The sequence below is a fragment of the Dyadobacter crusticola DSM 16708 genome, from assembly GCF_000701505.1.
GTDB classification, from domain to species: Bacteria; Bacteroidota; Bacteroidia; order Cytophagales; family Spirosomataceae; genus Dyadobacter; species Dyadobacter crusticola.
Window position 1 is genome coordinate 401,804 of sequence record NZ_KL370787.1, and the last position, 14,389, is coordinate 416,192.

Consider the following 14,389-nt stretch of genomic DNA (forward strand, 5'->3'; position numbering starts at 1 on the left):
TATCCTAAACAGCTGCCCGCTGTATCTTCAAAATCGCATTCACAAACCGCTCCATATCCTCTTTTTCTCCTAACATGGCATGCTGCAGGATCCAGACTGCGTCTGTGCTGCAAGCTTGTTCTGCTACCGGGCAATGGACTGTTGTGTAATCAACATACTCGGGAATGGCGTAACACATGAAATTCTTGTTCTGGAAAAGTGGCTGCCTGTACAGCGGGTGCGGATAACCTTTGAAACAAGGCACACCTTCCGCAGCGAGCATTTCAGCGAATTCGTTTTTAGACAATCCGCCGAAACCGGCAGCATCATATTTGAAAATATAAATATGATAGCAATGCAAAGTGATATGCTCGTCACGTGTCAAAGGCTGGATACCGGTCACTCTTTCCAACAATGAATTGAGATACATCCCATTCTCGTTGCGCCTTCGGGTTTGTGCTTCCAGTCTTTTCAGCTGGGCCGAGAGCAACACCGCCTGCATTTGCGTGATCCGATAATTACAGCCAGGATTGTAGTGATCATACCATTGCCCGCCTTCAATCCGTCCCGCATTTCGCAGCGAATGCATCATTGCGTAAAGCGCATCGTCATCCGTGATCACAATGCCACCCTCGCCGGCAGTCAGGTTTTTGGAAGATTGAAAACTGAAACTGCCTACATGCCCGATAGAGCCCAACTTTTTACCTTTGTATTCCGCGCCGTGCGCGTGGGCGGCGTCTTCAATGACTCTCAAATTGTGCCGCTCAGCGATCTCCATAATCGCGTCCATATCGCAGGCCAGCCCACCGAAATGCACCGGGATAATTACCTTTGTCCGTTCGGTAATCGCGGCTTCAATCGCAGTCGGGCTAATGTTATAAGTGTCGGGATCGATGTCCGCAAAAACGGGTACGCAGTTACATTCAATAACGGAGGAGGCTGTTGTAATGAACGTATAAGGAGGAACGATCACTTCATCTCCGGGCTTCACGCCGCATGCAATCAATGCAAGGCGCAACGAAACCGAACCATTGACACAGGTGATCGCATATTTACTACCACAATAAGCTGCAAATTCCGCTTCAAACCGGGCCACTGCATCCCCGCAATCCGGGTTTCCCCATTTCCCGCTAGCAACAATCTCCTTCACTGCATTTACCTCCTGCTCATCGTAAACAGGCCAGTTAAAAACTTTATCAATGGATTTCGGACCGCCGTGGATCGCCAGTTGTTCGCTCATAATGGTGTCTGTTACTCATTTTATCAAATAATATACTAGCTGATCTCCTTTTTGGGCTACTCCAGTTTTGTGACAGGCAGGATAGTCCGATTCACCGGCATACCAGTATTTTTCAAACAAATTCTCAAATCCCGAACTATGAACAACCGACCTCGTTTGCTGGCGCTGCTCGTCGCAGGTTTGTCTTTTGGAACTGCCTGGGCTGTTCGCGGGCAATTCGGTCATGAACAAGGTGCAGCCTGGGCAGCGGGTATCGGCGGGTTGAGCATTGTTTTACTTTCAAAACGAAAAGACTGGTACGCCAAAGCATTGCAAGTCACGCTCGCTTCGGCAGTTGGCTGGGGCGTGGGCGGGATTATCAGCTACGGAATGGTAGTAGGTTACGGTCGCGGGCTGGATTTCGGCAATGTGTATTATGGTTTGCTCATGCTGTTTGTCATAGGAGGACTTTTCGGCGTAATCGGCGGCAGTCTCTTCGGTCTGACACTCGCCTCCACCCGCGCTAACCCCGTCAAATGGCCGCAACTCATAGTCGAAATGGTCGCAGGCGCAATCCTGTTTTACTACTTTTTGATAGAAGAAATGGGCTGGCTCATGACACCGCCCCGCTCAGAAGCCTGGGCTGCGTGCTTCGGTATAGTGGTCGCGCTTTTCTGGTATATGCTGCGAAACAGGCAGTATTCTGCATTAAGGGTAGCAATCATGGCTGGGTTCGGAGCCGGGTTCGGGTTTGCCTTTGGGAATTTTTTACAGGTAATGGGAAACGCGGCCGAAATCGGATTTAACTTCTGGAATGTGATGGAGTATTCGATCGGCTTCTTTGGCGGAATCGGAATGGCCTACGGGACTTTCACTTCCAAATGGGAAACCGGAAACAGTGATTCAGATCGCAATGCGGCAATCGCACCGCTTCTGTTGTTAGTACTTTTTATTCCGCTGATTGTCTGGGATCAATCATTTGAAACCGAGCGGCTCACGCAAACAACTGTTGCCATTGACCCGGTAGCTGACGCAGCATTCATTGTTCAAACGATACAGTGGACTGCATTACTGCTTGTTCCGGCCTTTGCTACCTACTGGATTTACTTGTATTTCAACAAACCCGGATTATCGAAACTTGGCGAAACAAGCTTGTACCAGCTCTACCTCTCCTATTTCGCACTGTTCATCGTTTTCAGCATGCTGATTACCGGTGCATTCATGAGCCTTCACAGGATCGAACAATATCTATACCCCGTGAATTTAGCCGCAGTTGCGTGGCTGATCAAAAAACCCCGTCCGATGTTCTCTGACCGGGGACTGAATGTCAGGCGCTGGACTGTGCATCTTCTCTTCTTCCTGGCATTCCTGGCTATTCTGACTGCACTTGCAATCAGTTCTCATGAAGCACTTCACGGAGCACAAAGCCGCTTCTGAGCGACTATTTACGGATTATCAACTCATCTTTCAGCGTCCCGGCGGGATCAAGGCACTGGTAATGCAGCTCCCCACCTTTTATCGAAATATGCTGATATAGAGGTCCATCCTTGTAGCGCACAGCCGCATAACTTTCATCAGGCCACTGCTCCTGTTTACCCGGAATGCTGATAGACATCGTGTAAATCGTTCCTTCCGCCGGACTGGCGACCGGCTTTCCTGCATTCATCGGCTTAGTCCGGAGGTAGTAATGCATGTGTCCATTCATGACCATATCCACGTGGTATTTATCAAATAGCGTACACCATTCACGCATAATCTCCTCATAAGGTTCTTCCAAGTTGTAGGGCGGGAAATGGAACATGACGAACTTCCATTTTGCAGTGCTTTTTTTCAGCTGCGCTTCCACCCAAGCGCTCTGGCCGGGAACAGACAATGTTGCATCCAGCATCAGGAACAATGCATTTTGGTATTCAAATGAATAGGTCATTTCAGAAGGCTGTCCTGCCGGCCCGTTTTCAGGCAGACTAAACATTTCCTTGTACATCCATGCACCAAGTCCGTCCTGGCTGTCGTGATTTCCAGGTACCGGCATCAGCGGCTTTGTGGTAAAAGTACCCTTGGAGTAATTCCAGAGGTGGTCCCATTCGTCACGATGCAGGCCCGTGCTGACCAGATCTCCCGCAATCGAGAAAAATGCAGTTTTCGGGTGCCTCTGCAAAGCTTTCTGCGCCATCGCGCCCCAAATGGGCGAATAGTGCGTGTCGCCAAACCAAACAAATGAGAAACCCTCGCTTTTTGCTCCTGCAGTTTCGAATGAAGCTTGTTCTACCCAGCTTTTTTCGTCCGTTCTTAATGCATACTGGTAGGTACTGCCCGGTTTCAAGTCTTTTAGTTTTGCAGTAAACCGGTTAACAAACCGATCATTTTGCAGCAGACGATCTTCCATTTTGAATACTGCTGCATCAGCAAAGAGCGTGTCACTGCTGCCGGGAAGCCAATATTTCACCCTTCCGTGTTTAGTTTTTGCGCTTGCCCGCCACTGGATATCCAGGGTAGTTCCGGGATCACCGCTCCATGTGAGCAGCACCTGGTCGGGCTGCTCAGACGAAGGCGTTTTTGTACTTCGGAATGCATTTACCAAATGCGCCTCCCGCGCTCTGCCGCGCACGGTTGTAAATAGTACCTGGCCAGTGAGCTCAGTCGGCACTTCGGTCAACGTCAACCCGTCCCAATCGTGATACGTAAATGCACCTGCTTTCATCGTGCTCAACGCATATTGCGAAGGTTTCACGTCGGCAACTTCCAGCTTATCTGACTTATTCTGTGGTCCAACGCTCACAAAGTAAACAGGCCGGTGCTCATCAAAACCATTGATTCCCAGGCCGACTTCTCCCTTGTCAAAGTCTTTTTGCCAGACTTCGTAGGTATACTCTTCATTCTTAACCAGCAGGTCAGTTTTCTTAAAACCACTTTCCGGCAGCCAGAACGGAACAACTTTCTGATTTACATGCCGCATGATGGATACGGTGACCGGCACATTGACCTGGAACGTCCAGAAGGTCCGGGCAAGGATCTCCTTATCAGCTTTATCTAAAAAATTGAGTATGTACTTTTCTGAGATCGTATCGAGTTGCGCAGGTGTGAGTGTTTTATAAAGCCGGGTTACTGCATTGTCAACAACCTCCTTCACCGACCCCTCCCGCACCGCCTGTTCTGTTTTGCAGGAAGCAGCGAGAACGCAAAAAGTGAGCATTAGCGCTGCTCCAACTAGTTTTGTTTTCATTTTTTACCAAAATAAAACCGGAGCTGTCGACGCGACGGCCCCGGTTTAAGTCTATTTACGTTCAACAATTTTCAATTACCAGGGTTTTCCGGTTCCTTGTACCAGCCACGGTTTGGACCACTGGCTGTTCTTTTTACGAGCACCAGAGAAAGTTGTTTCTTCCAGCTTTTCGATAGCACTTTTTACGCTCGCGCCATTGTTGTTCAATTCGTTGTTACTATAAATGAAACGCAATGGAAGTGCGCGGGCCGAAGGTTGCTCACCTGTAACGAGCGCCGGTAAGCCGGTTCTTCTGAAATCAAACCAGGCTTCGGTTGCCATTGTCCAGCTGGCCACCCACTTCTGCTCGATGATCTGAGCTAAAGTCCCTTTGTAGGCTACGTTTTTGATAAAGGCGTCATACTGGTTTTCAACGCCCCAGGTTTGCAGCGACTGCTTGATTGCATTATTGTAATGCATTTCTGCTCCCCCGGCTGCCCAGCCTTTCTGCGCTGCTTCGGCCAGGATAAATGAAGTTTCGGAAGCAGAGGCCAGTCTCGCTTTGAGTATTCCTCCTTTTTGGCCCTGGTAAGTATAGCTCAGTTGCGACGCATGCTGATTTTGTACCTGCTGTCCGGTCGTCGGGTTTTCATTGAAGTAAGTCGGATCTTTCATACTTGTAGGAACGCCAACATACTCAGCGGTGTTAAGCGGCCCATTGAAGAAATCGGGACGCGTTGGTTTGTAGGTATTTGGGTTAAAATGGCGGGTATACTTGTTTCCGGCTGCGATACCTGCTTTCAATTCCTGCTCGGTAAGCGATTTTACGCCAGTTTGGATCACACCGTTTTTACGAATAAACTCATCCATTCCGGTCGCAAGTGTCGGATCTGCAACCCATCTGACGTGAACCGGAAGAAACCACACTTTCAAACGCGGATCACTGTTAGTCAGCAGGTTGTTCATCAATGTAGCTGCCGGTCTTCTTCTCCGCCAGTTAGACTCACTTACATCGTAAGCAACTGCATTGGGCCAGGAATTGCCTTTGTCCGTCCCGATAAATTCCATCACCACATCATCGCCAGCCTCTTTGATATAAATCCCCGAAGCATAAACTGACTCTACTCCGGCCTTTGCTAAATCAGGAAGCTTGGACGAAACCCGCATATAATAACGCAGCAACAATGTATTCGCAAACTTCTGCCACTTTTGGGTATTACCATTGAAATACACGTCATAACCCGGGGCATAGGTACCCGCGTCGCCGGTTGCGAACATGGCAGAAGCTGTTTTCAAATCTTCAATAATACCTTTATAAATCACCTCCTGGCTATCAAATGCAGGAAGCATTTCGCCCTCGTCACCTTTAAGTGCATTCGTGTAAGGCGCGTCGCCCCAGAGATCGGCGATAGTCCCAAAAATAAAGGACTTCATAGTAAGGGCCACCGCCTGATGGAACTTTGAGTTTGTCTCAACTGCCCTTTTGTAAAGCAGGTTATTGTTGCGGAGAAAGCCGTACCACGCAGTCCACTCAGAATCTTCTTCCGACCAGTCGTAGTCGTTAAAACTATTCTTCCAGGCATCTTCCTGCGTGTGCTGAACTACACCGGCGATGCGGCCGTATCCCAACCCAAGGTACTGGTTGGCAACGCCCGTCATGACGGTCGGCATGAGCAGGTTCGGATTGGCGCTGTTGGGATCTATCCCATTGGGATTTTCATTGATTTCTGTAAGTGACTCGTTACAGGAAGTCACCGCCAGCAGCATGATCATGAATGCTATTTGAGGTATATATTTAAAAATCTTCATCGCTTTATGATTAAGTATGAATAAGCGTTTGAACGTTAAAAGTCGAAATTAAGCTTGAAACCGAATGGAATGGTCCATGGCATTACATTCTGCCGCTCAATTCCCTGGCGGAATCCGCCCCTGTTAGGATCAGCCCAGAATGCTCTTTCGGGATCAATACCGATGTTCGCGGCTGTCCACAACATGATGTTTCTTGTATAAACAGAAAAGTTCGCGTTGCGGATTGTACCGAATAGTACAGGAATTTTGTAATTCAATGTTACTTCTCTCAATTTCACAAAAGAAGCATCGAATGTGATCTGTTGGTTGTAATCCCATGGGTAGGCATTGGTGATCGGCATTGTTTTCGTGCCTGGGCCGCCTAGCCACTCGTGGTAGTTACCATCTTTGTCTTTCCATACTCCCGGGATGAATACCCCGTCACCATCTTCCCCGAAACCGCCGGTAGCTGCTGTGTGCCCCCCTACGCGAGGGAAGTTACCGTTCTGCGGGATAATGTATTTCTCGGGGTCGGATTTCAGCAGGGCTACCAGCTCATCAGGACTGTACAGGCCTCCCGGGATCAGGTTGTCGATCTGGCGTTGTGATTTCCAGTCTGATTCTCCATAACGATAAGTAAATGACATAAACTCTCCTCCCTGGCGCCAGTCAAAGCTCAGGCCGAGTGAAAATCTTTTATAAGAAAGCGTCGCTTGCGCTCCGAGCAGGAAATCGGGGTTATAATTTCCAACCTTCACGTTGGTCTCGCGCCCGCCGGCTCTCTGCCAGTCCATATCACCCTTCTCACCATTATAATCAATAATCGGCCAGCGGTAGTAGGGCGACTTCGGATCTGTTACTGTTACATGCCCGCGGCTGTAAATGTTACCGATCTGCTCACCTACGTAAGTATAGGCACCTGCGCCGTTTTCACTCCATTGCTCGAAGTAAGGGAAGTTAGGAGCAAGTTCTTTAACAGTCACGCGGTTGCGGCTGAAATTCGCATTCAGATCCAGGCTCCAACCATTCAGGTTATTGATAGGCGTACCGCCCAATCCGATTTCCCAGCCGCGGCTCACCAGCTTTCCTGCATTGATATTCTTGCTGGCGTAACCCGTAGAAGGGGCCATTGGTACGCTGAAAATCTGGTTTGTATTGGCGCGGTCGTAGTAGGTAAGGTCAAAACGAAGGCGGTTGTCGAACAGATTAAAATCAATACCTCCCTCGGTAGATGTTGCTATCTCCGGCAACAATGTCGGGTTCAACAAAACATCGCCCAGATTAGCGGTTACCAGATCTCCCCAGTTTCCTGTGCCGAGATTTGGATAGAGCTGATAAGGATCGGTATCATTACCCACTTGCGCCCAGCCTCCGCGGAGTTTCAAAAGAGACACATAAGAAGGCATATTAAATGTTGTGCTCGCCAGCCAGCTCAAAGAAGCAGAAGGATAGAAGTATGAGCGGTTGCTCTCAGGCAATGTACTTGACCAGTCGTTGCGGGCAGTCAAATCCAGGTAAAGCTGGTTTTTGAACCCGATAGAACTCAGTGCGTACAAACTGTAAATCGCCTTCTTGTAGCTTCCGTTTCCTACAATCCGGTTTCCCACAGGAATATTGGAGATGTTGTATAATCCGGGGACAGACAGATCACGGCCGCCCAGGTTGGAACTGTTACCATGCTGCTTCATCATGTTACCACCACCCGAAATACTGATGTCGAACCCGGCAGTTTTAATTGATTTGGTGATCAAGAAATCAGCATTACCTTCGTTGCGACCTATGTTTTCGAGGTAGTAACCACCCTTCGCCATGCTTTTGTAGCTCCAAGGAATTTTCGTCTCACGGTCTTCGTCATACATATCATGTGAATAGCGAACGAATGCAGTCAGGCCAGGCGCAATGGTCCAATCCAGCTTTAAGTTTCCGTATAAACGGTCACGTGTATACGCATTCGTCAGATACTTCGCAAGAAAGTAAGGATTGTCTGTCTCGCCTTTTGCCACAGTGAGCTGCTCGATCTGCTCCAATCCCGGCTTCCAGACACCTTTCAGGTCATCGATATTGTAACTTGGGGAGTAATATACTGCCTGCAGCGGGTTTCCGTCACGTTCAGATGTCTGTGGGCGGCTGTTGGAGTTGGATCTTACAAAATTGACATTGGTGCTCAATTTCAGATTCTTGTGCATATCAAACGTTCCTGCCACTGACAATGAATTTCGGTAAAGGTCCGAATTCGGGATCAGTCCGCGATTGCTCATGTTGTTGTAAGAAACCCGGTAAGTAGATTTGTCCGTAGAACCTGAAACAGTGAGGTTATTGGTCGAAGTGATACCTGTTTGCAGGAAGTTCTTCATGTTGTCCTTGTATGATCTCAGCTCAGTCGGGATCGGCTGCCCGTTTGCATCCAGCGGACTATTCCATTGCACTTCCTTAATGCCTTGATCCAGCGGCAAGCCGCCCCAGTAAGCGGAAGATTCGTCAAGCTGGAAAGGCCTTTCCCCGTTTGCGTACTTATAATGCAGGTCGAGATAGCGGTATGGTTTTTCGAAAACATTGGAAGTTGAAAAAGAAACACCCAACCCTTTGCCTTTTTTACCCGATTTGGTGGTGATCAGGATTACCCCGTTACCTGCACGCGAACCGTAAAGTGCTGCTGCACTTGGTCCTTTCAATACCGACATACTTTCGATATCGTCAGGGTTAATATCAGAAATCGCATTACCATAATCGACTTTGTTACCGCTTCCTTTTTCACTTACGTTGGCAAGGCTGTTGGCAAGGGGAACACCGTCGACCACAAACAGCGGCTGGTTGTTTTTCAGTGAAGCCGCACCCCTGATAACAATGCTGATAGAAGACCCGATGCCGCTTGTTTGGTTGATAGAGACACCAGAAACACGGCCAGACAGTGAAGTAAGTACGTTTTCGTTGGCTACATTGGCGATATCCTTAGCTGCTACTTTGCCTACATTATAGCCCAGCGAGCGTACATCTCTTTTAAGACCAAGAGCTGTCGTTACAACCGCTTCCTGCAATGTAGCTACGTTTTCTTCCAGGACCACGTCCACTACACTTTTTCCCTGTACCTCCATTTCGATGGTATTGAAGCCGATATAGGAGAATACGAGTACCGCATTGCTTCCGTCTGCATCAATGGTGTAAGCACCGGCGGCGTCAGTGGTAGTACCGATTTGTGTGCCTTTGATCAGCACATTCACACCTGGCAGCGGAGCCCCGTCGACTGCGGATGTAACTCTTCCCCTGATCCGGGCAAATGCATTGTCATTTTCAATTTTCACGATCCCGGTTGCAAACGCGGAGATGTCCGTTCCGGAGAAGAAGAGCAGAGCGAGCATACATCGTGCCGCTATTTTCAAAGTCGCTTTCGGTTTCATAATATTAAGTTGGTAGTGGTTAAAAACATAGGTTGCGTTTTGTTTAAAAATCATTTTTTCTGCTTTTGCCCCTCTTTCAGGAGCTGGTTAAAATAGGCTTCCAAAACATCTGAGTACTCCTGTTGCTGCTCTTCGCTGGTAATGCCGGCAAGCAGTTCAGAAAGCTCTTCCCCTGAAAGCTTGTTGCTGATGAGCTTCTCTATCAATATTTCCGCCCGGGAAAGTGACATGGTTCTGGCTTGTTATGTATGTCAAGGATACTGGCAAGGCGCGGGAAAGGACTACTGATTATGCGATCTATTTTTCGGGAGTGTAAAAGTTAGGCTACGGCCTATTTTCAATCATTTTTCACCATATTCAAGGAAAGTATCGTTTCTTTACAGAAACCCGGTTGTGAAGGATGAATTCTGTCAAAAGCTGCATCTCCCTTATTTTATTTTTACTCACTTACACACAAGCAACTTACGCACAAGAGGTTGCAACTGATAGTGTCGGCACAATCGTGATTGGTGAAGTGAGCGTGGAAGGGAATCATAAAACACGCGCCGGCATTATCCTGCGCGAAATGGCGGTGAAGTCCGGTGACGTGATCCCCGCGGCGCTCCTGAGAGAGAAGCTGGAAATTGACAGGCGCAAGGTGATCAATACCAACCTTTTTATTACCGTCGAGCTGCTTCCCAAACCTAATCCCGATTCGCTGCATACGGATATCGTGATCGTTGTGAAAGAGCGATGGTACCTCATTGCGCTGCCCGTATTTCAGCTTGCCGACCGTAATTTCAATGAATGGTGGTATGAACGCAAGCGCGATCTTTCGAGAACAACGTACGGGGCCTATTTCAGTTATGGCAATGTAACCGGGCGCGCCGATAAGCTCCGTTTTCTGGCAGAATTCGGCTTTATCCCCAAGTTTGAAATTGCTTATACCCTGCCCTACCTGGACAAGGCCCAAAAGACCGGGATCACGATAGGTACTTCGTTTTCCATTAATAAAACCACCGCATTCAGGACCTGGAACGACAAGCTGCAATACCTCGCCAGCGAGGATGTGAACCGAAGGCGCTTCTATACTTACGTGAGCCTCACCCGCCGTAACAAGTACTATGCATTCCATTCGGTAGATCTCAGATGGAGCCAGTCCCGGATCTCCGATACTATCGCAATTCTGAACCCGAACTACATGCTCGACGGGCGGAAACAGCAGCAATATGTGCAGCTTACCTATACTTTCAGCTACGATAAGCGCGACAATGTACAATACGCATTGCAGGGCCAGAGCTATTCCGCACAGGTTTCAAAACTGGGTATCCTGCCCGGCGATGATGTGAACACGCTGTACTTCTACGGCTCATACCGGAAATATTTACCGCTGGGCAAGAATTTCTACTTCAACACCGGCATCAAAGGAAGGGTATCTTTCCCCAAGAAACAACCTTATATGCAAACTATCGGGCTCGGCTACCGGAACGATCTCGTGCGTGGATATGAGCTGTACGTGGTAGACGGACAGGATTATGCCCTTGTTAAAAACGAGCTGAAGTACCGGCTGTTCTCATTTCAAAAACAGCTCTCTTTCATTCCGATCAGGCAGTTCAACACCATTCCGCTTGCGGCTTATCTCAACACTTTTGCCGACGCGGGTTATGTCAAAAACAACTATCCCGAGTTCAGTAACACGAAACTTGGCAACTCTATGCTCTACGGTGCCGGAGCGGGGCTCGACCTGGTAACTTTTTATAATATTGTAGCCAGATTCAATGTAACACTCAATGCAGAAGGCGAACGCCGGTTCTTTTTCAATGTTTCAAGAGAATTTTAGCGCGTTTTCAGAATTTGTATTTATCATTAAATTGCATTGGCAGACCAATCACCTGGTGAAGGCACGACTATTTTACCTCACTTTAACCCAACTGGATGAAAATTAAGTTTACGCTCATGAAATATTGTACATACCGGGCCGCTATCCTGCTCTTCGCGATTGCTGTGGCTAGCTGCGATACCAAAACGAACGAAAAAACCGAAGCTGCAACCGACTCCGTTATTGCGGAAAAGCCGTCGGCGCCCGATCTTAACAGTGACCAGTCGGAGCTTTTGGAAACGATACTTGGGTCCACTGACAATTCGGAGCAAACTGTATTGAGAGGAGTTGCATTCGGGGATCCGGTGGCGAAAGTGAAAGCTGCCGAAACTTTTGAAATGTTTGAAGAAACACCTGATCACCTGGGCTATACGCTTGAAACAAGTAGGCTCGAAACGATTGATATTCAATATTTTTTTGATAAGACCAAAAAGGTAAACAGGATTACAGTCGATGTTTATCTCAATAGCCCCGAAGCGACAAAACAGCTTTGGCGGGCAGGGAAAAGTCATTTCAGCAAAACCTATGATACCCCCAAAGAGGAGCCTAAGGAAATTGTTTGGAATGGAAAAACCGTCCGCGTGAATATGGAGGACGTTTCCGAGGGCAAAGATTACGGGTTGAAATTCCAGTTTTACCCAACAAACAAAAACGTACTGGCCGCAAACTAATGTTTATGAAGACCAAAAATTCGATTATTCTGGCAGCATTATGCCTGCTTTCTGTTCATGCATTTGCCCAAAAGAAATCCAAAAAAGACGAGGTAGTTACCATCGAAACAGATAAAGGGACAATGCGTTTCATCCTGTTTGATGAGACTCCCAAACACAAAGCCAACTTCATCAAGCTTGCCAAGGAAAACTTTTACGACGGCGTACTTTTTCACCGGGTGATTGACGATTTCATGATCCAGGGCGGTGATCCAAAATCGAAGAATGCAAAACCTGATGATAACCTGGGCAATGGAGAAAACGGGTATCGGATACCTGCTGAGTTCAGTCCGAAATTGTTCCACCAGAAAGGCGCACTTGCTGCTGCTCGTGATAATAATCCAGCGAAAGAATCAAGCGGTTGTCAGTTTTATGTAGTAGAAGGCCGAAAATGGAGCAAAAACGACCTGGACAAGCAAGCTTCGCGCGCAGCCCGCAAGCTCACTGACGCACAGCGGAAAGTATACGAAACCGTAGGAGGAACCCCGCACTTGGACGGTTCTTACACCGTATTCGGTCAATTGATCGATGGAATGGATGTGATTGACAAGATCGCTTCTGTTGATAAAAATGAAAGAGACCGGCCGGAAAAGGATATTGCCATGAAGGTTTCTGTCAAGAACATGAAAAAGAAAAAGATCACCAGAAAATACGGCTGGAAATACGAGGCTTGATTTACCATTGAAAAAACGAATCTTAATCACCGGCTCCAATGGACTGCTGGGACAAAAGCTGATCGAGCTGCTTGTTCGACAGTCTGACATTGAAACTATTGCCACAGCCAAAGGCGCAAACCGGTTGCCATTTCGGGAAGGTTACAGGTACATTGAAATGGATATTACGGATCCCGCGCAGGTAGATGCGATTGTGGGAGAAGTTCGTCCGCACGTAATTATCCACACGGCAGCAATGACCAATGTGGATCAATGCGAGCTGGAAAAAGAAGCGTGCTGGAAGCTGAATGTAACTGCCGTCGAAATCCTGATCACTGCCTGCCGCCAGTACAATGTATTTCTGCAACATCTTTCTACGGACTTTGTTTTTGATGGAACATCAGGACCGTACAAGGAGGAAGATCTCCCTAACCCGATCAGCTTTTACGGTTGGAGCAAATACGCAGCCGAGAAAGCGGTACTCAGCTCGGATATCCGCTTTGCGATCACCAGAACAGTACTCGTATATGGGATAGCGCACGATATGAGCCGGAGCAATATCATTCTTTGGGTAAAAAAATCATTGGAAGCTGGTAAGAGTATCCAGGTTGTAACAGACCAGTTTCGCACACCTACCCTCGCCGAAGATCTTGCAACAGGCTGCTTTCTGATCGCAGATAAAGAAGCCGAGGGAATTTTCCATATTTCCGGAAAAGACTTTTTAACCCCATTCGAAATGGCGATCATGGCAGCGGAGTACTTTGATCTTGATAAATCATTGATCTCGCCTACTGACGCTTTCGCATTCACCCAGCCCGCCCGCCGCCCGCCGCGTACCGGTTTCGACCTCAGTAAATCACGTAGCATTTTAGGCTACGAACCGCATTCGTTCAAAGAAGGAATTGCATTGCTGGCGCAGCAAATAGGATAGTCACGAGTTTTCTATCTCGTGCAAATTGATTTCAAAACTGGGAAACAAAGGTGCTCCTGAAAGGTGGAAGTCAAAGTGGTGATGTTCTATAACAGGCTGCCCGGGCTGGTAAACGTAGATCTTCTGATTAAATCGATCAATCAGCCAGCCCAGTTCACAACCATTTTCCAGGTATTCCTGCATTTTGTTTTTGAGATATTTCACACTGTCCGACTTTGACCGTACCTCGATCACAAAATCAGGACATATATGTGCGAATTTCTCTTTATCAGTTCCCGGCAACAAATCCCATTTGTCCAGCCTAATCCAGGATACATCAGGCGATCTAACAGAACTATTGGGCAGTGTAAAACCAGCCGAGGAACCAAAAACCTTCCCTGGAATTTTCTCATTCCGCAACCAACTGCCAAAGTGGATTAGAATATTAGATGTAAAATTGTCTGTAAAACTTCCAGATGGAGACATAATGATGACATTTCCTTCACTGTCGCGCTCAAAATCGAGCGTATCGTCGAGGTTCGTCTGACAGAACAGGAAGAATTCATCCTCGCTCATCAGATTCCCACCTTCTAGGATAGCTGGCATGTTCATTTTCAACATCTGGAAGTTTTTATAAAGCAATTTACAGTTCCTGCTTCACAATTATTTTTACCA

At 47.7% G+C, this 14,389-nt stretch carries 11 protein-coding genes; 5 read left to right on the forward strand and 6 right to left on the reverse strand.

Annotation, left to right across the window (positions count from 1 at the left end; all coding sequences use genetic code 11):
* Window positions 1-4: 4 nt before the first annotated feature.
* Window positions 5-1,219 carry a DegT/DnrJ/EryC1/StrS family aminotransferase gene (locus Q369_RS0126485; protein ID WP_031530730.1) on the reverse strand — a complete coding sequence of 405 codons (1,215 nt, stop codon included), beginning with the start codon at window positions 1,217-1,219 and terminating at the stop codon, window positions 5-7.
* A 138-nt stretch (window positions 1,220-1,357) separates the two neighbouring features.
* On the opposite strand from Q369_RS0126485, the gene Q369_RS0126490 reads away from it, so the two are divergent.
* The gene (locus tag Q369_RS0126490; protein WP_031530731.1) at window positions 1,358-2,635 is read left to right on the forward strand and encodes a hypothetical protein; all 1,278 of its coding nucleotides are present in this window, start codon (window positions 1,358-1,360) and stop codon (window positions 2,633-2,635) included.
* Window positions 2,636-2,639: 4 nt separating this feature from the next.
* On the opposite strand, the gene Q369_RS0126495 is transcribed toward Q369_RS0126490, so the two are convergent.
* From Q369_RS0126495 to Q369_RS0126510, 4 genes are all read right to left on the reverse strand, one after another.
* Entirely contained in the window at window positions 2,640-4,421 is a 1,782-nt protein-coding gene (locus Q369_RS0126495) for a purple acid phosphatase family protein (protein ID WP_084165860.1), read from the reverse strand.
* Window positions 4,422-4,496: 75 nt separating this feature from the next.
* Window positions 4,497-6,209 carry a SusD/RagB family nutrient-binding outer membrane lipoprotein gene (locus Q369_RS0126500; RefSeq protein ID WP_031530733.1) on the reverse strand — a complete coding sequence of 571 codons (1,713 nt, stop codon included), beginning with the start codon at window positions 6,207-6,209 and terminating at the stop codon, window positions 4,497-4,499.
* Between the two features lie 35 nt (window positions 6,210-6,244).
* Complete coding sequence (locus tag Q369_RS0126505) at window positions 6,245-9,583, reverse strand: SusC/RagA family TonB-linked outer membrane protein (RefSeq protein WP_031530734.1); 3,339 nt, start codon at window positions 9,581-9,583, stop codon at window positions 6,245-6,247.
* Window positions 9,584-9,633: 50 nt separating this feature from the next.
* Window positions 9,634-9,813 (reverse strand): hypothetical protein, encoded by a 180-nt coding sequence (locus Q369_RS0126510; RefSeq protein WP_031530735.1) that lies wholly within the window; start codon window positions 9,811-9,813, stop codon window positions 9,634-9,636.
* A gap of 170 nt (window positions 9,814-9,983) precedes the next feature.
* Between Q369_RS0126510 and Q369_RS0126515 the strand changes: the two genes are divergently transcribed.
* The 4 genes from Q369_RS0126515 (at window position 9,984) to Q369_RS0126535 (ending at window position 13,735) form a co-directional block, all read left to right on the forward strand.
* Window positions 9,984-11,402: a BamA/TamA family outer membrane protein gene (locus Q369_RS0126515; RefSeq protein WP_031530736.1), complete on the forward strand. Its 1,419-nt coding sequence runs from the start codon at window positions 9,984-9,986 to the stop codon at window positions 11,400-11,402.
* Between the two features lie 95 nt (window positions 11,403-11,497).
* On the forward strand, window positions 11,498-12,112 hold the full coding sequence (locus Q369_RS0126525; RefSeq protein WP_031530737.1) for a hypothetical protein: 615 nt from the start codon (window positions 11,498-11,500) through the stop codon (window positions 12,110-12,112).
* 5 nt (window positions 12,113-12,117) lie between these two features.
* Window positions 12,118-12,825: a peptidylprolyl isomerase gene (locus Q369_RS0126530; protein ID WP_031530738.1), complete on the forward strand. Its 708-nt coding sequence runs from the start codon at window positions 12,118-12,120 to the stop codon at window positions 12,823-12,825.
* Window positions 12,826-12,832: 7 nt separating this feature from the next.
* A complete protein-coding gene (locus Q369_RS0126535; protein ID WP_031530739.1) occupies window positions 12,833-13,735 on the forward strand; it encodes an SDR family oxidoreductase in 903 nt (300 codons plus the stop codon).
* On the opposite strand, the gene Q369_RS0126540 is transcribed toward Q369_RS0126535, so the two are convergent.
* Complete coding sequence (locus Q369_RS0126540; RefSeq protein WP_035333851.1) at window positions 13,736-14,320, reverse strand: Uma2 family endonuclease; 585 nt, start codon at window positions 14,318-14,320, stop codon at window positions 13,736-13,738. It abuts the gene before it with no gap.
* Between the last annotated feature and the right edge of the window lie 69 nt (window positions 14,321-14,389).

Bases quoted from the DNA above. Each gene is read 5' to 3' on its own strand.
- Q369_RS0126485 (WP_031530730.1), bottom strand. From the start codon at position 1,219: ATGAGCGAACAACTGGCGATCCACGGCGGTCCGAAATCCATTGATAAA.
- Q369_RS0126490 (WP_031530731.1), top strand. From the start codon at position 1,358: ATGAACAACCGACCTCGTTTGCTGGCGCTGCTCGTCGCAGGTTTGTCT.
- Q369_RS0126495 (WP_084165860.1), bottom strand. From the start codon at position 4,421: ATGAAAACAAAACTAGTTGGAGCAGCGCTAATGCTCACTTTTTGCGTT.
- Q369_RS0126500 (WP_031530733.1), bottom strand. From the start codon at position 6,209: ATGAAGATTTTTAAATATATACCTCAAATAGCATTCATGATCATGCTG.
- Q369_RS0126505 (WP_031530734.1), bottom strand. From the start codon at position 9,583: ATGAAACCGAAAGCGACTTTGAAAATAGCGGCACGATGTATGCTCGCT.
- Q369_RS0126510 (WP_031530735.1), bottom strand. From the start codon at position 9,813: ATGTCACTTTCCCGGGCGGAAATATTGATAGAGAAGCTCATCAGCAAC.
- Q369_RS0126515 (WP_031530736.1), top strand. From the start codon at position 9,984: ATGAATTCTGTCAAAAGCTGCATCTCCCTTATTTTATTTTTACTCACT.
- Q369_RS0126525 (WP_031530737.1), top strand. From the start codon at position 11,498: ATGAAAATTAAGTTTACGCTCATGAAATATTGTACATACCGGGCCGCT.
- Q369_RS0126530 (WP_031530738.1), top strand. From the start codon at position 12,118: ATGAAGACCAAAAATTCGATTATTCTGGCAGCATTATGCCTGCTTTCT.
- Q369_RS0126540 (WP_035333851.1), bottom strand. From the start codon at position 14,320: ATGCCAGCTATCCTAGAAGGTGGGAATCTGATGAGCGAGGATGAATTC.